The 15,216-nt window shown below is 72.0% G+C and carries 14 protein-coding genes and 1 tRNA gene; 11 read left to right on the forward strand and 4 right to left on the reverse strand.

Going from position 1 to position 15,216, the window contains the following annotated elements; translation table 11 throughout:
• Positions 1-287 precede the first annotated feature (287 nt).
• A tRNA-Arg gene (locus ACWEF2_RS02920) sits at positions 288-361 on the reverse strand.
• A 304-nt stretch (positions 362-665) separates the two neighbouring features.
• On the opposite strand from ACWEF2_RS02920, the gene ACWEF2_RS02925 reads away from it, so the two are divergent.
• From ACWEF2_RS02925 to ACWEF2_RS02955, 7 genes are all read left to right on the forward strand, one after another.
• Positions 666-1,469 carry a phosphotransferase enzyme family protein gene (locus tag ACWEF2_RS02925; RefSeq protein WP_453811309.1) on the forward strand — a complete coding sequence of 268 codons (804 nt, stop codon included), beginning with the start codon at positions 666-668 and terminating at the stop codon, positions 1,467-1,469.
• The gene (locus ACWEF2_RS02930; RefSeq protein ID WP_453811310.1) at positions 1,453-2,451 is read left to right on the forward strand and encodes a cobalamin biosynthesis protein; all 999 of its coding nucleotides are present in this window, start codon (positions 1,453-1,455) and stop codon (positions 2,449-2,451) included. The genes ACWEF2_RS02925 and ACWEF2_RS02930 overlap by 17 nt, the downstream gene beginning before the upstream one ends.
• Before the next feature lie 148 nt (positions 2,452-2,599).
• Positions 2,600-4,117 carry a cobyric acid synthase gene (locus ACWEF2_RS02935; RefSeq protein WP_453811311.1) on the forward strand — a complete coding sequence of 506 codons (1,518 nt, stop codon included), beginning with the start codon at positions 2,600-2,602 and terminating at the stop codon, positions 4,115-4,117.
• 58 nt (positions 4,118-4,175) lie between these two features.
• Positions 4,176-4,370 carry an SHOCT domain-containing protein gene (locus ACWEF2_RS02940; RefSeq protein ID WP_453811312.1) on the forward strand — a complete coding sequence of 65 codons (195 nt, stop codon included), beginning with the start codon at positions 4,176-4,178 and terminating at the stop codon, positions 4,368-4,370.
• Between the two features lie 143 nt (positions 4,371-4,513).
• Positions 4,514-5,434, forward strand: a complete 921-nt coding sequence (locus ACWEF2_RS02945; protein WP_453811313.1) for an ABC transporter ATP-binding protein — start codon at positions 4,514-4,516, stop codon at positions 5,432-5,434.
• On the forward strand, positions 5,403-6,203 hold the full coding sequence (locus ACWEF2_RS02950; RefSeq protein ID WP_453811314.1) for an ABC transporter permease subunit: 801 nt from the start codon (positions 5,403-5,405) through the stop codon (positions 6,201-6,203). Before ACWEF2_RS02945 ends, ACWEF2_RS02950 begins: the two co-directional genes overlap by 32 nt.
• Positions 6,203-7,309, forward strand: coding sequence for a PucR family transcriptional regulator (locus ACWEF2_RS02955; protein WP_453811315.1), 1,107 nt, complete (start codon positions 6,203-6,205; stop codon positions 7,307-7,309). The genes ACWEF2_RS02950 and ACWEF2_RS02955 overlap by 1 nt, the downstream gene beginning before the upstream one ends.
• 89 nt (positions 7,310-7,398) lie before the next feature.
• Here the strand turns inward: ACWEF2_RS02955 and ACWEF2_RS02960 are convergent, their stop codons facing one another.
• The gene (locus tag ACWEF2_RS02960; protein WP_453811316.1) at positions 7,399-8,358 is read right to left on the reverse strand and encodes a quinone oxidoreductase family protein; all 960 of its coding nucleotides are present in this window, start codon (positions 8,356-8,358) and stop codon (positions 7,399-7,401) included.
• A 326-nt stretch (positions 8,359-8,684) separates the two neighbouring features.
• On the opposite strand from ACWEF2_RS02960, the gene ACWEF2_RS02965 reads away from it, so the two are divergent.
• On the forward strand, positions 8,685-8,951 hold the full coding sequence (locus ACWEF2_RS02965; RefSeq protein WP_355599235.1) for a DUF6504 family protein: 267 nt from the start codon (positions 8,685-8,687) through the stop codon (positions 8,949-8,951).
• A 14-nt stretch (positions 8,952-8,965) separates the two neighbouring features.
• Here ACWEF2_RS02965 and ACWEF2_RS02970 read toward each other — a convergent pair whose 3' ends face one another.
• Positions 8,966-9,685: a DUF4328 domain-containing protein gene (locus tag ACWEF2_RS02970; RefSeq protein ID WP_453811317.1), complete on the reverse strand. Its 720-nt coding sequence runs from the start codon at positions 9,683-9,685 to the stop codon at positions 8,966-8,968.
• A gap of 240 nt (positions 9,686-9,925) precedes the next feature.
• Positions 9,926-10,576 (reverse strand): response regulator transcription factor, encoded by a 651-nt coding sequence (locus ACWEF2_RS02975; protein ID WP_355599233.1) that lies wholly within the window; start codon positions 10,574-10,576, stop codon positions 9,926-9,928.
• 137 nt (positions 10,577-10,713) lie between these two features.
• On the opposite strand from ACWEF2_RS02975, the gene ACWEF2_RS02980 reads away from it, so the two are divergent.
• The 3 genes from ACWEF2_RS02980 to ACWEF2_RS02990 all read left to right on the forward strand — a co-directional run bounded on the left by ACWEF2_RS02980 (position 10,714) and on the right by ACWEF2_RS02990 (position 15,194).
• On the forward strand, positions 10,714-11,481 hold the full coding sequence (locus tag ACWEF2_RS02980) for an ABC transporter ATP-binding protein (protein ID WP_453811318.1): 768 nt from the start codon (positions 10,714-10,716) through the stop codon (positions 11,479-11,481).
• Positions 11,478-13,463 carry an FtsX-like permease family protein gene (locus ACWEF2_RS02985; protein ID WP_453811319.1) on the forward strand — a complete coding sequence of 662 codons (1,986 nt, stop codon included), beginning with the start codon at positions 11,478-11,480 and terminating at the stop codon, positions 13,461-13,463. The genes ACWEF2_RS02980 and ACWEF2_RS02985 overlap by 4 nt, the downstream gene beginning before the upstream one ends.
• Before the next feature lie 240 nt (positions 13,464-13,703).
• Positions 13,704-15,194: a sulfatase family protein gene (locus ACWEF2_RS02990; RefSeq protein WP_453811321.1), complete on the forward strand. Its 1,491-nt coding sequence runs from the start codon at positions 13,704-13,706 to the stop codon at positions 15,192-15,194.
• Positions 15,195-15,216 lie beyond the last annotated feature (22 nt).

Genomic DNA, 15,216 nt, shown 5'->3' on the forward strand with positions numbered 1-15,216 from the left:
GCCTGACTCTGGCTCTCAACGTGGTCGGACTGGACGCGCCGGCCAATCGCTCTCATCGGGTGCAGGGGCGTCCGATGCGGACTCTGGCTCTGGCCGAGGCGGTGTGCTCCCTGAGTCACGCCGATCCCACCTGCGGTGGGGCCCGTGCGCTGGTGTGCGCCTTGGGAAGGCATTGGGAAGGATCAACCGCAATCCACCGGTGTCAGCCGTACAGCACCGGACATGGAGAGAGGGCCCGTGCCCGGCATCACTGCTGGTCACAGGCCCTCTTGGCTGCTTACGAGACGTGCGCCCTGCAGGATTCGAACCTGCGACCGTCGGATTAGAAGTCCGATGCTCTATCCAGCTGAGCTAAGGGCGCTCCCGCCTAATTGTGCATGATCCGCGGAGTGTCCATGCATCGGTTTTCCGTCCGTGTCGCAAGGATCACTCCACGGCCGGGACCGGCCGTGTGAACGGGGGGTGGCGGTGATGGTGGCCTGGGAAGTGTACCCGAGGGAGGTCCGCTCGGCATCGCCATCACTCCGTCGGCGACGCCTGGGGAGCGGGGCGGCGGACCGGTGCAACCGAGGGATGGCCGGTCCTGTGGAGAGGGGGCGGGGGCTTCCGGGGGGGCAACCTGAACCGTTCTTTTCGGCGCGCGGATCGGTCTAGGCTCGTATGCCATGTTCGTCGCCACCGTCCAGCACGAGGAGATCCCTTTGGTGGGCGGTGACGTGACCGCCGGGGTGGTGCGGGTCGGGGACACCGTCCGCAGGCCCTGCCGGTCCTCCACGCGCTCGGTGCACGCCTTGCTGCGGCATCTTGAGGCGGCCGGGTTCGACGGCGCGCCCCGGGTGGTGGGGGTGGACGGGCGGGGACGGGAGATTCTGAGTTACGTCGACGGTGTCTCCGCGCCCAGGCCGCTGCCCGCCTACGCGGTCACCGACGGGTCGCTGGCCGCCCTGGCGATGCTCGTACGGCGGTTTCACGATGCCTCGATGGGGTTCGTCCCGCCGCCGCGCGCCGTATGGGAGGCCGGGTCCAACGACGACGCGGCTCCGGAGCTGATCGGTCACTGTGACATCAACCTCGACAATGTGATCTTCCGTGACGGGCTCCCCGCCGCGCTGATCGACTTTGACATGGCCCGGCCGACGACCCGGCTGTTCGACGTGGTGACCGCCCTGCGACACTGGGCTCCGATCGCCGATCCGGTCGATCTGGAGCCGCTCCAGAGCTCTCTGGAGGTCGGTCCCCGGCTGCGGGTGTTCTGTGACGCGTACGGCCTGGCGGCACGCGACCGCCGCCGTCTTCTGGACCTCGCCCGGCTCCGCTTCGACCGTTCGTACCACGCCATGCGGACCAGGGCCGTGACCATCGGCGGAGGCTGGGCCCGTATGTGGGAGAACGGGGCTGGAGCGCGCATCCGCCGGGCCTGTGCCTGGCTCGAAACCAACCAGGACGAACTGCATGCCCATCTCATCTAAGCGGACCGACCGGCGAACCGGGTTCGGGCGGGCGTGGGGCCGCTGCGCGCCGGGGCGGGCCGAGGCGGTGGGGATGCTCGCCGGGGTCGTGGCCGACGCCCTGCTCGCCGACCCTCGGCGTGGGCATCCGGTGGCCCTGTTCGGCCGGGCCGCAGCTGTGCTGGAGAGACGCGTGTACGGCGACGCCCGGCCGGCCGGGGTCCTCCACGTCGGGCTCTGCGTCGGCCCGGTGGCGCTGCTCGGGCTGGCCGTGACCCGGGTGGGGAGCCCCGTGCTGCGGGGGGCGCTGAGCGCCGTGGCGACCTGGGCGGTGCTGGGCGGCACGACGCTGGGGCGCGAGGGCGTGGCCATGGCGGAGTTCCTGGAGGCCGACGACCTCACCGGGGCCCGGGGCAGGCTCTCCCACCTGTGCGGGCGCGACCCCTCCCTGCTGGAGCCGGCCGAGCTGGCCAGGGCCACCGTCGAGTCGATCGCGGAGAACACCTCCGACGCCGTGGTGGCCCCGCTGTTCTGGGGGGCGGTGGCCGGGGTCCCTGGGCTGCTGGCCTATCGGGCGATCAACACGCTGGACGCGATGGTCGGTCATCACAGCCCCCGCTACGAACGTTTCGGCTGGGCCGCGGCCCGGCTGGACGACGTGGTCAACTTTGTCCCGGCCCGGATCACCGGCCTGCTCGCGGCCCTCGGCGCCCCTGTGGTGGAGGGTTCGGCGCGGCGTGCGGTGGCCGTACTGCGCAGGGACGGCCACCGTCACCCGAGCCCCAACGCGGGCCGCTGCGAGGCGGCCTTCGCCGGGGCGCTGGACGTCACGCTGGGCGGGGTCAACGTCTACGGCGACCGGGTGGAGCACCGGCCCGAGATGGGGGACGGGCGCAAGCCGGAGACCGTGGACATCCGCCGCTCCGTACGGCTGGCGCGGGCCGTCGGCGTCGCCGCGGCGGGCCTGGCCGTACTGGTCGCGCTCCGGGGGCCGCGCCGGTAGGCGATCCGGTCGTGCGGTGGCCGATGTGACGGCCGGTGTGCCCCGGACGCGCGGTACGGCGTGCCGCGCGTCATGCTGTCATCATGATTGCCGATCCGCCGAGTGTGCCGTCGCCGTCGCCGTCGCAGGGAAGCCCGGTGGTGTGCGGGTGAAGGGGGCGCTGCTGGTCGCCGGGACCACCTCCGACGCGGGCAAGAGCGTTGTCACGGCGGGGATCTGCCGCTGGCTCGCCCGGCGGGGTGTGAAGGTCGCGCCGTACAAGGCGCAGAACATGTCACTGAACTCCTTCGTCACCGCCGACGGCGCCGAGATCGGCCGGGCCCAGGCGGTGCAGGCCGCGGCCTGCGGCCTGGAGCCCACCGCGGACATGAACCCGATCCTGCTCAAGCCGGGCAGTGACCGGCGCAGCCAGGTCGTGGTCATGGGCAGGCCGATGGCCGAGGTCGACGCGATGGAGTACTGGGACGTCAAGGACCGGCTCCGGCAGGTCGCCGTGGACGCGCTGGAGCGGCTGCGCGCCTCCTACGACGTGGTGGTCTGCGAGGGTGCGGGCAGCCCGGCGGAGATCAACCTGCGCAGGGGCGACATCGCGAACATGGGACTGGCCCGTGCCGCGGAGCTGCCGGTCATCGTGGTCGGAGACATCGACAGGGGCGGGGTCTTCGCCTCGTTGTACGGGACCGTGGCCCTGCTGGAACCCGCCGACCAGGCGCTGATCGCGGGCTTCGTGATCAACAAGTTCCGGGGGGCGCGGGAGCTCCTCGAACCCGGTCTCGACATGATCGAAGGTCTGACCGGCCGCCGGGTCTACGGCGTGCTGCCCTGGCTGAACGGCCTCTGGCTGGACGTCGAGGACTCCCTCGCCCTGGACAACCGTCCCGCCGCCGGGACGCGCCCGCCGTACGGCGGGCAGAGCCTGCGGGTCGCGGTGGTCAGGCTGCCGCGCATCTCCAACTTCACCGACGTGGACGCCCTGGTCTCCGAGCCCGGGGTGGTGGTCCGCTTCGTGACCTCCCCGGCGGAGCTGGACGACGCCGACCTGGTGGTGCTGCCGGGCTCCCGCGCCACCGTCTCCGACCTGGCCTGGCTGCGTGCCTCCGGGCTGGCCGACGCCTTGGGCGGCCGGGCGGTGCTGGGCATCTGCGGGGGCTACCAGATGCTCGCCCGGACCATCCACGACGACGTCGAGTCCGGGGCCGGGAGGGTCGAGGGGCTGGGACTGCTGCCCGCGACCGTGGAGTTCGGGGCCGAGAAGACGCTGGGCCGCCCGGTCGGCAGCGCGTACGGCTGCCGCGTCGCGGCCTACGAGATCCACCACGGCGTCGTGACGGCCGAGGGCGGCGACCCCTTCCTGGACGGTTGCCGGTCCGGGCCCGTCTGGGGCACCACCTGGCACGGGGCGCTGGAGAACGACGACTTCCGCCGGGCGTTCCTGGCCGATGTGGCGGCCGTCTCCGGCCGTGACTTCACCCCCGCCCCGGACGTCTCCTTCGCCGCGCTGCGCGAGGAGCGGCTGGACGCCCTGGGTGACCTGATCGAGCGGCATGTGGACACCGAAGCCCTGCTCAGGCTCCTGAGGGACGGGGCTCCCCGGGATCTGCCGATCCTGCCTCCCGGCGGTGCTTCGCGCGAGGCGCCGGACTTCTCCCGTGGCCTTCCACGGTAGAAACGTGGTTTCTTACGGTGAAGTGGATTTCCCGCGGTAACCCCATGGAAGGTGAACGATGATCCGGCTGCTCTTCCCCCTTCTCGTCCTGGCCGTGATCGTCGGCGCCTTCCTGCTGCTCCGCGCCTCCAGGGCGGACAGGCGCCCCGCCGCCGACGAGCCGCGCGAGATCCTCAGGCGCCGCTACGCGGCGGGGGAGATCGACGAGGACGAGTATCTGCGCCGTATGTCCGGTCTCTCCCAGGACTGGTAGGGAGCCGGTCTCTCCGGTCTCTCCGGTCCCGCTCCCCGCCGGGGTCGGCGCCGGATGGTTCCGGAATCGGGCAACGAACGGGCGGCCAACTGTCGGGGTCCGGTCATGGTCCGGGCGGGGCGCGAACAGGCACGATCGAGGGCATGACAGCGGTGGTGCAGACCGAGGGGCTTACCAAGTTCTACGGTAAGCGCCGGGGACTGGAGGATCTCAACCTCCTGATTCACCCCGGAGAGGTGTTCGGGTACCTCGGCCCGAACGGTTCGGGTAAGACAACCACGATCAGACTGCTGCTCGACGTGATCCGGCCGACCAGAGGCCGGATCACGGTGCTCGGCCTGGATCCCCGTGACGCGGGGGTGCGCGCCCGGATCGGCTACCTGCCGGGGGAGCTCGTCCTGGAGGGCAGGGAGAAGGCGGCCGACTATCTCGCCTTTCTGGGCGAGGTCCGGGGCGGTGTGCCGAAACACCGGATCGAGGGGCTGGCCGAGAGGCTGGAGGCCGATCTCTCCGTGCCCATGGGCAAACTCTCCAAGGGCAACAAGCAGAAGGTGGGGCTCATCCAGGCGTTCATGCACGAGCCGGAGTTCCTGATCCTGGACGAGCCGACCGGCGGCCTGGATCCGCTGGTGCAGCAGGAGTTCCTGGCCATGGTCCGCGAGGTCCGCGCCTCGGGACGGACCGTGCTCATGTCCTCCCACGTGCTCGCCGAGGTCGAGAACGTCTCCGACCGGGTCGGCATCGTGCGTGCCGGCCGGCTGGTCGCGGTGGAGGACGTCTCCGCGCTGCGGGAGAAGGCGGTGCGCCGGGTGGAGTTCCACTTCGACGCGCCCGTTCCCCGCGAGGCGTTCGAGAACCTGCCCGGTGTGCGGGACCTGCGGGCGGAGGGGGCGAACGTGCGGTGCACCCTCGACGGCCGGCCGGACGCGCTGATCAAGGCCGCGGCGCGGTTCACCGTGGTGCACATGACCAGCGCGGAGCCCGACCTCGAAGAGATCTTCCTGACCTACTACAGCGATGAGGAGGCGCGCCATGCCCGCGCTCGTGTCCAAGAGCCTGCGTGACCAGCGGCGGGCACTGATCGGCTGGACGGTCGGCATCTGCGCCTTCCTCCTGCTCTATCTGTCGATCTACCCGTCCATAGCGAGTAACCCCGACCTGTACGGCCAGGCGATGGCGGCCAAGTATCCGGGGGCGCTGAAGGACCTGATGGGCGGGCTGGGGGACCTCACGAGCGGTGCCGGATACCTCCAGGTCATGGCGTACCAGCTGTTCGGCCCGCTGCTGTTCATCATGTCCGCGGTCACCCTCGGCAACCGGGCGATCGCCCAGCCGGAGGAGGCGGGGACGCTGGAGCTCACCATCACGCTGCCGATCGACCGCAGGCGGCTGGTGCTGGAGCGGCTCGCCGCGCCGGCCCTTGGCCTGCTGGCCATCGGGCTGGTCACCTTCGCGCTGGTCGCGGGGATGGCCTCGGCGGTCGACATGGGCGTGCCTCTGGGCAACATCGTCGCCGCGCACGTCGGGCTCTGCCTCCTGGTGCTGTTCTTCGGCACGCTGACGGTGGCCGTGGGCGCGGCCACCGGGCGCAAGGGGCCGGCCCTGGCGGTCAGCGGGGTGTGGGCGGTGGGCGGTTACGCGGTGGAGACCCTGGGCCGCGACGTGGCCGCGATCTCCTGGCTGCGCCCGCTCTCGCCGTTCCACTACTACCTGGACGGCAAACCCCTCTACCAGGGGTTCCCCTTCGGGGACTACGGTGTCCTGGCGGGTGCGACGGTCGTGCTGGTGCTGGTCGCGATGGTCACCTTCGATCGCCGTGACGTAGGAGTCTGATGGACGAGCTGCTCGGCGGCCGGCTCCGGACGCTCCGGCAGGTGGCCGCCACCGGCAGGCTGCCCGTCCGGGCCGAGCTGGACGACTGCCGGGCCGTCGGCGCGCGGGCCGCCGAGCAGGGAGTTCCGGTGCGGGTGCTGGTCGAGTCCGCCTTGGAGACGGCCGGATCCACCGGCCCGATCTCGCTCCCGGCCCTGAAACGCCTGGTCTCCGCGCTGATGGAGGGTCACGAGAACGCTCAGCGACTGGCCCTGCGCCATGAGGAGGCCGCCCGCCGGGAGTTCGTGGACGACCTGCTCCAGGGCCGGGCCGACAGGCTCGCCGAACGGGCCGAGCACTTCGGCCTCCGCCTCGCGGAGACCTACCTGGTCGCGGTCGCCCGGCCGGCCGGTACCACGGGCGCCGTGCCCGCCCCCGGCGCCCCCGGCGTCGGCGCCCCAGCCTCCGGCGTCGCCGTCGTCGTGGGCGACCCGGACGCCGACCTGTCCGCCCGGCGGATCGAGGAGGCGATGGTCGGCCGGTTCGGCTCGCACAACGTGCTGGTCACGGTCCGTGGCGGGGTGCTCGTGTGTGTGGTCCCCGGCGCCCTCACCGTCGCCGTCGGGGAGTTCACCCACCATGTGCGGCAGATGTTCCTCCCCGGCTGGCGGGTCGGCCTGGGGCGGCCTCACCGGGGGCCCGGCGGGGTGGTCACCTCCTACCGGGAGGCGGTCAACGCGATCGAGCTCGGTGACCGGCTGGAGTTGCGGGCGCCGGTGCTCAAAGCCGCGGACCTGCTGGTCTTTCCGGTGCTCCTGCGGGACCGCGCGGCCATCGAGGATCTGGTGACGACCGTGCTCAGCCCCCTGCTGGACGCGCGCGGCGGCCCGGAGCCGCTGCTCGGCACGTTGGAGGCCGTCTTCGCCTCCCAGGGCAACCAGGCCGCCGCCGCCCGAAGGCTCGGTCTCAGCACCCGGGCGGTGACCTATCGGCTGGAGCGCATCCGCCGTCTCACCGGGTTCTCACCCGACGACCCCACCCAGCGGTTCACGCTGGAGACGGCGGTGCTGGGGGCACGGCTGCTGGGCTGGCCGTCCTCCCTCGCCGATGACCCCCGCCTCCGATAGCCCTCGCATCCGACGATCCCCGCCTCGGACGATGTCCTGCCCCCGATGACACCGAGGCCGGTGGCCGTGCTCGGGGAGCCCCGGAGGGGTCAGGTCAGGAGGAGGAGCTTGCCGGTGGTACGGCGGGCCTCCAGATCCCGGTGGGCCTGGGCCGCCTCGGCCAGGGGGTAGCGGCGGGAGATGTGGACCCTGAGCTCTCCCGAGGCCACCCAGCCGAAGATGTCGGAGGCCCGCCAGGCCAGCTCGTCGCGGGTGGCGAGGTAGGGGGCGAGGGAGGGGCGGGTCAGGAAGAGGGAGCCGCCCTTGGCGAGGGTCTGCGGGTCGACGGGGGGCACCGGGCCTCCGGCCTGGCCGTACAGGACCATCATGCCGCGTGGGCGCAGTGAGGCGAGGCTCCCGTCGAAGGTGGGGGCGCCCACGCCGTCGTAGACGACGTGGGCGCCGGAGCCGGTCAGGTCGCGGACCGCGTCGGCGAAGCCGTCGTAGCGGAGAACGTCGTCGGCACCCGCCGCGAGGGCCAGCTCCTCCTTCTCCTCGGTGGAGACCGTGCCGATCACCCGGGCGCCGCGCAGTTTGGCGATCTGGACGAGCAGCAGGCCCACGCCTCCGGCGGCGGCGTGCACCAGCACGTTGTCGCCTGGTTTCACCCGGTAGGTGGAGTGGGTCAGATAGTGGGCGGTCAGCCCCTGGAGGGTGACGGCCGCCGCGACTTCCGCCGTCATCCCCTCGGGTACGGAGAGCACGTGGGTGGCCGGCACCACGGCCTTGGCGGCGTAGCTGCCCATGACGTTGGCCCAGGCCACGGTGTCGCCCACCGAGACGCCCCGGACGTCCTCGCCGACCGCGGCGACGGTGCCCGCGCCCTCGTTTCCGGGGACGAAGGGCAGGGAGAGCGGGTAGCGGCCCATCCGGTGGTAGACGTCGATGAAGTTCACGCCGGCGGCGGCGACGTCGATCAGCACCTCCCCGGGGTTCGGCTCCGGCTCAGGGTGGTCGGTGCAGGTCAGGACCTCGGGGCCGCCGGTGGCGGAGACGACTATGGCGCGCATCGTGCTGAACTCCTTGGCTCGATTGGTGCTTCGATCGTCCCCGGCCGCGTACCGATCAGTCGAATGCCCCGGCGGCGGGCGGCCGGTGCCGTGCGGGGTGACGTCCGGCGCCGGTGACCGCGTGGCGGTCCCGGTACACGCGGCTGCGCGGACGCCGGAACAGCGGGATGCCCCCGCCGCGCTCGAACACCCCGGTACTCGCGGACGCCGGGCCACCGGTGTGACGGGAGGGGACTTGCGCCCGGCGCCGTGGGAACGTATGTTCGACGGACTGTGCCCGTCTTCCCCCGGGTTCCCATCTCGACACCGTGGGGAGAAGAGGCGTCTTGAGCAGACTTCACGGAGACCCGATCGAGGTCTGGACCCGTGGCGGCAGGCCGGTCCAGTTCGTCTGGCGTGACCGGCTCCACGCCGTGCGCCGGGTGCTCGACGAGTGGGTCGTCTCGCGAGAGTGGTGGAAGATCTCCGAGGGCGACCCCGGCGAACGCCGGTTCTGGAAGGTCGAGGCCGACCCCGGCGACCGGCTGGGCACCTATGAGCTCCGTTTCGACACCGCGGGCGAGGGCTGGCTGCTGATGAGGTCGTGGGACTGACGGTCCGGGGGGTGTCACCGCCCGGCCGGATGGACCTGCCGCGCAGCCGCCCGCCTCGTGAAGATCTTCGAGATGGCCCGCGGTGTGATCCTGTCCGACCCGGCCCCGCGGCGGCGGGCGCCGGCGGTCTGGATCCTGGTGATCTGCCGGACGGTCGCCCCGCACAGCAGGGCGGAGACCGTGACGGCGGTCAGCTCGACCGGGCCGAGGCCGGTGAGGCTCGCGTCCCCGGGGGTGGCGTGGAGCGGCAGCCGTACCAGGATCAGGGCGAGCGTGGTCAGCCAGCTCAGCCACCAGGCGGCGAGCAGCGCGACCCAGCGGCCGTGGCGGTCGGCCGGCGGGCGTGAGGCCCACCAGAGGCGATACAGCAGCACCGGCGGGACGACCAGGTTGACCCCCGGCACGAGCCAGGCCGCCAGCGTCGGCAGCGCCGACGCCCCGGGGTGGGCCGCGTTCTGCCGAGCCTGGATCAGCCAGGTCAGATAGGCCGCCGCGGTCGCGATCAGCGTCACGGTAATGATCATCATGAGGACGGCGAAGACGGTCACCGCGCCGACGACGGCCTGCGCGCCGGGGGCGTGGGGGTCACCGCCGAGCGCCGAGATCTCCCGGGCCAGCCGCCGGCCCCGGGCCTGTTCGAACATCACCAGGGCGGCTGTCGCGAGCACCTGGACGCTCAGCGCCACGTGGACGGCCGTGGCTGACCTTCTCGGTAGAGACGAGACGAAGCGCATGTGAATCTCCCCCCGGCATGCGCTGGAGAACCTGCCCTTCTTCTATCCCGTTGACCCCTTTGCTAATCAGTTTCACCGAATGGCTGACCAGGTCGTTCGGACGACCGGCCGACCACGTCGACCCGCTGATCACACCGGTCCCCGTAGTCCCGGTGATCCCCGTGGTCCTCCTACCGCCTTCCGGCTCGCCCGCCTCCGGTCAGGCCGTCCGCGCCGGACGGATCACACCGGCCGGGCCGGTCAGCCGACCACACCCGACTCCCAGGCCCAGGCCGCGATCTCCACCCGGTTCCTCGCGCCGAGTTTCACCTGGATGCTCCCCAGATGGGTCTTGACCGTGGAGAGCGAGACGAACAGTTCGGCGGCGACCTCCTGGTTGGTCCGCCCCCTGGCCACCAGGCGGACGACGTCCAGCTCGCGCTCGGTGAGCGGTTCGCTGGGCGGCCGGGCGGTACCGATCCTGGGGTGGGCCAGGTGTTCGAGCAGCCGTACCGTCACCGACGGCGACACCAGCGCGTCACCGGCCGCGGCCGCCCGGATCGCCTCGATCAGCAGCGTCGGCCCGCTGTCCTTGAGCAGGAATCCGGTGGCTCCCGCGCGCAGCGCGCCGTACACGTATTCGTCCAGGTCGAAGGTGGTGACGATGACCACCCTCATCGGATTGGGCACTCCGGGCCCGGAGAGGAGCCGGGTGGCCTCCAGCCCGTCCAGCCTGGGCATCCGGATGTCGAGCAGGCACACGTCCGGACGGAGCCTGCGCGCGTGCTCGACCGCCTCGGCGCCGTTCGCGGCGGTCGCCACGACCTCCATGTCCGCCTGGGCGTCCAGAATCATCTGGAAACCGGTCCGTACCAGCTCCTGGTCATCAGCGATGAGCACCCGAATCGTCACGCGGTCGATTCTGCCAGCCCGGTCCAGGATGTCGGGCTTTTGACCTTTCGCCTTTCCGCCTTTTGGCCGATGCCGCCGCCGCCGGATCGGACGGTCGGCCGATCCGCCGTGACGTCCCCGCGCGAGAGGGTCTCGCCATGGATGTCGTTCTCGAAGGAATCAGCCTGGTCAAGCGGTTCGGCCCGACCGTGGCTCTGGACGGGGTCGGGCTGGCCCTCCGGCCCGGCGAGGCTTTGGCGATCATGGGGCCTTCCGGCTCCGGCAAATCGACGTTGCTGCACTGTCTCGCCGGGATCATGAAACCGGACGCGGGCGAGGTTCACCTGCTCGGCCGGCGCATCGACGCCATGCGGGAGGGCGAGCGCAGCGCTCTGCGCCGTACCCGGTTCGGGTTCGTGTTCCAGTTCGGCCAGCTCCTGCCCGAGCTTCCGGCGGAGGAGAACGTCGCGCTGCCGCTCATGCTCGGGAACGTCTCCCGGGCCGACGCCGTACGGCAGGCCCGCGAGTGGTTCGGCCCGCTCGGACTCGGCGGAATGGAGAGCCGCCGTCCCGGTGAGCTCTCCGGCGGCCAGGCGCAGCGGGTGGCGATCGCCCGCGCCCTGGTCACCCGGCCCGCTGTGATCTTCGCTGACGAGCCGACCGGCGCCCTCGACCAGACCACCGGTCACGACACCATGCGCCTGCTGGTGGACGCCACCAAACGCAACGGGGCCTCCCTGGTGGTCGTCACCCACGATCCCCAGGTGGCCCGCTGGTGCGACCGCGTGGTCGAGGTCCGCGACGGCCGGATCGTCCCCGGCCCCTCCGGCCCTCGGCCGTCCGCTGGCCTGGGAGCGTGGGATCCGGAGCCCACGCCGGGCGCGCGGGGTACGGAGACTCAGGCCCTTCCCGGAGCGGTGGGATGAGCGGGCTGACGGGCCTGGCCTGGCGGCTGCTGCGCGGCGGTGGCCGCCGCGGTCTCCTCGGCGCCGGGCTGACCGTGGCGGCCGTGGCGGTGTCCACCGGTCTGCTGCTGTTCGCCGTGACGGCCAACCTCGCCTTCCAGGGCCGGGCCGACCGGGGGGCGTGGCGCAACCCGGTCGCGGCCAAGGCCGGCGCGGTGGCGGTCGAGGCCGTACACAGGGACTATGTGGACGACCGGCCGATCACCGTCGTGGACGTGGCGGCGCTGCGGCCGGGAACATCCCCGCCGCCCGGTCTGGATCGTTTTCCCGCGCCGGGCGAGGTCTGGTTCTCCCCGGAGCTGGCACGGCTTGTGAAGGAGCTGCCGCCCGACCGGCTGGCCGCCCGGTTCTCCGGTAAGGCGGCGGGGACGATCGACGAGGCGTCCCTGGTCCATCCGGACGAGCTGGTCGTGGTCCGCGGGCAGCGGCCGGACTCCCTGGTGCCGGACTCCCTGGTGCCGGACTCCCCGGTGCCGGCCGCCGCGGAGGCGAGCCATGAGGGGTCCGCTGTCGCACCCACCGGGATCTCCGATTTCACCGGGCGGCCGACGGCCGACGCCGAGGCCTACAAGGTGCTCGCCCTGATCGGGAGCATGCTCATGATCGTGCCCCTGCTGGTGTTCGGCGGTGCCGCGGCCAGGCTGACCGTGGCCCGCAGGGACCAGCGCCTGGCGGCGCTCCGCCTGGTGGGCGCGACCCCCGGTCAGGTGGTGGGGATGACCGCCGTGGAGGCGGTGATCACCTCGTTCGGCGGGGCCGTGATCGGGGCGCTGCTGTACACCCTGGCCATTCCGCCGCTCACCCGAATCGAGATCGCCGGGAGCGCCTGGTTCCTCTCCGACCTGTGGCCCGGAGTGCTCGCCGTACTCGCCGTGCTGGTGGGGGTGCCGCTGCTTGTCGGCCTGTCGGCGATCGTGGGCCTGCGCAGGGTCGTGGTCAGCCCGCTCGGCGTCGCCCGGCGGGAGACGCCTCCGGCGCTGCGCTTCGTCCGGGTCGTCGCGCTGCTGGCGATCCTCGCCGTGGTTCCCACGCTCGGGGTGGGGAGCGCGGCCGGGGTGATCGCGGTCGTCCTGGGCCTCGCCTTCCTCGCCATCAACCTGGCGGGTCCGTGGGTGGTCGGCATGCTCGGCCGGATCGTCGCGAGGACGGCCCGGAGGCCGGCCGGGCTGCTGGCCGGACGCCGCCTGGTGGACGATCCCAAGGCCGCCTGGCGTACCGTGAGCGGCGTCGCCATGACCGGGTTCGTGGCCGGGTTCATCGGCCTGCTCAGCCCGGCCGCCGAACTGTCCGCCCCGGCGGACGCCGCGGCCCTGCGCCTGTCCGTCCCCTCGTCCAGGGTGACCGAGGTCGCAGCCGAGGCGCGTGAGCGCCTGTCCGCCGCGGGCGTGCCGGCCACGGTCGAGATCCGGGACGAGGGCCGGAGCAGGGTGCTCGTCACCTCCCTCCGCGGGCGGGACGCCGGGTCGACGGATCGGGCGCGCACCGCGCTCGACGGCCTGGTGCCGGGGCGCAGCGCCACCACGGCCGTCGACGAAGACCGTGCCGATCTCCAGGCGATGGAGGACATCGGCACGGGTACGGTCATCGTGCTCGCCGTCTCGTTCCTGGTGGCGATCTTCGGCGCCGGGATCACCGCGGCCTCCTCGATTCTGGATCGCAGGCAGACCTACGCCCTGCTCAGGCTGGCGGGCACCCCGCTGGAGGTGCTGGATGGGGCCCGCCGCGCCGAGACCCTCATTCCGCTGACCGTCATGGGCGGCGGCGCCATCGCCATCGGCGTGTTCTGTGCCGTCCCGTTCGCCTTCTCGGCGATGAACGTCTCCGGGGCGATCACCCTGCTCGTCTGCGTCGCACTCGGCTTCGCCGGGGTGCTGGGGGCGGGGGCGACGAGCAGGCCGCTGCTCCGCTCGGTCACGGCCAATCCGGTACCCCGCCCGGACTGAGGGCTCCCGCGCGGTCCACCCCCGGCCGCCCGGCGGCGTCCCCGGCACCTCGACGAGCGGGGCCGGGTGCGGCCGGGGGCACGGCGGGGCGTCGTCCCGGCCCCCGGAAGGCGTCACGCCGGCGTCTGTGGCAGGCGGTCCCGACCGGGGTCCGAAGCCTGGGATACGGTTGGAACGCGTTCCATATTGGCTGGTCGGAGGGGAGGTGTCGAGATTCGGCCTTCTGGGAAACGTGAGCTTGTGCTTAATGCTGTCCGCAAGGTCCTGTGCCTGGTTCTGCTGTGTACCCTCGGCGCTCCGGGACTCGTTCCCGCGGTGGCGGGGGCGGCTGAACGGCCCAACATCGTGTTCATCCTCGTCGACGATCTGGAAGCAGGCGATCTACGGAAATTTCCTAATATCTGGAACGAACTCGCCGGGGGAGGCACCGGTTTCGAACGGTTCTTCGTGACCAACTCCTGGTGCTGCCCGTCCCGCTCGACGATTCTGCGCTCCCAGTACGTTCACAGCCACGGCGTGCTGACCAACACGGCCCCCGAGGGCGGCTTCACCAAGTTCTACAACTCCGGACTGGAGCGTTCCACGCTCGGCACCTGGATGCAGTCGGCCGGCTACCGCACCGGGCTGATGGGCAAATACCTCAACCACTACCCCGGGGGCGCGACCGACCCCACCTACGTGCCGCAGGGCTGGGACGAGTGGGACGTGCCGGTGCGCAGGCTCTACAAGGAGTACGACTACACGCTCAACGAGAACGGCCTGCTGAGGGCCTACGGCTCCGCGGACACCGACTACCTGACCGACGTGCTCAGCCACAAGGCCGACGCGTTCGTCTCCCAGGCGGGCGACGAGCCGTTCTTCCTGTATCTCGCCCCCATCGCCCCGCACAACCCGGCCAACTGCGCCGCCCGGTACCGCGACGCCTTCACCGGCGTCACCGCCCCCAGGCCCCCTTCCTTCGACCAGCCGGACGTGAGCGCCGAGCCCCGCTGGCTGAGCTCGCGCGAGAGGTTCAGCGACCGGACGATCGAGGGCATCGACGAGCGTTACCGCCGCAGACTGAGGGCCATGCTCGGGGTGGACGACATGGTCGGCTCCCTGATCGAGACCCTGCGTGTCACCGGGAAGCTTGATAACACCTACCTTTTCTTCACCTCCGATAACGGGTTCCACCTGGGCCAGCACCGTCTTGCCCAGGGCAAGACGACCCCGTTCGACGAGTCGATCAGGGTGCCGTTCCTGGTCCGGGGGCCCGGCGTCCGGGCCGGTGGACTCGTCGGCGACATGGCCGCCACCGTGGACATCGCCCCGACCTTCGCCCAGCTCGCCGGAGCCCGGCTCCCCGGCTTCGCCGAGGGCCGATCCCTGCTCCCGCTCCTGCGCGGCCAGACCCCGCCCTCCTGGCGCCAGAACGTGCTGCTGGAGTTCTACCGTCCGCTCAACCCGAGCTCGGCCCGCCAGACGCCGGTCCCCGCCTACCAGGGCATGCGGACGGCCCGGTACACCTTCGTCCGCTACTCGACCGGCGAGTACCAGCTCTACGACGTGTTCACCGACCCCTACCAGCTCTCCAACCTCGCCGTCAGGGTCCCGCCCGCGGTGATCGCCCAGTTCAACCAGCAGCTCGACGCGCTGGTGGCCTGCTCCGGGCCGACCTGCCGCTCCGCCGACTCCGTCCAGCCGCCCACACTCGTCCTCCCGGCCCCGACCCCCGTCCCACGGCGCTCGTGACACCGGCTCCGGGGCGCCGGTC

The sequence above is a fragment of the Streptosporangium sp. NPDC004631 genome, assembly GCF_053601935.1.

Bases quoted from the DNA above. Each gene is read 5' to 3' on its own strand.
- ACWEF2_RS02925 (WP_453811309.1), top strand. From the start codon at position 666: ATGTTCGTCGCCACCGTCCAGCACGAGGAGATCCCTTTGGTGGGCGGT.
- ACWEF2_RS02930 (WP_453811310.1), top strand. From the start codon at position 1,453: ATGCCCATCTCATCTAAGCGGACCGACCGGCGAACCGGGTTCGGGCGG.
- ACWEF2_RS02940 (WP_453811312.1), top strand. From the start codon at position 4,176: ATGATCCGGCTGCTCTTCCCCCTTCTCGTCCTGGCCGTGATCGTCGGC.
- ACWEF2_RS02945 (WP_453811313.1), top strand. From the start codon at position 4,514: ATGACAGCGGTGGTGCAGACCGAGGGGCTTACCAAGTTCTACGGTAAG.
- ACWEF2_RS02950 (WP_453811314.1), top strand. From the start codon at position 5,403: ATGCCCGCGCTCGTGTCCAAGAGCCTGCGTGACCAGCGGCGGGCACTG.
- ACWEF2_RS02955 (WP_453811315.1), top strand. From the start codon at position 6,203: ATGGACGAGCTGCTCGGCGGCCGGCTCCGGACGCTCCGGCAGGTGGCC.
- ACWEF2_RS02960 (WP_453811316.1), bottom strand. From the start codon at position 8,358: ATGCGCGCCATAGTCGTCTCCGCCACCGGCGGCCCCGAGGTCCTGACC.
- ACWEF2_RS02970 (WP_453811317.1), bottom strand. From the start codon at position 9,685: ATGCGCTTCGTCTCGTCTCTACCGAGAAGGTCAGCCACGGCCGTCCAC.
- ACWEF2_RS02980 (WP_453811318.1), top strand. From the start codon at position 10,714: ATGGATGTCGTTCTCGAAGGAATCAGCCTGGTCAAGCGGTTCGGCCCG.
- ACWEF2_RS02985 (WP_453811319.1), top strand. From the start codon at position 11,478: ATGAGCGGGCTGACGGGCCTGGCCTGGCGGCTGCTGCGCGGCGGTGGC.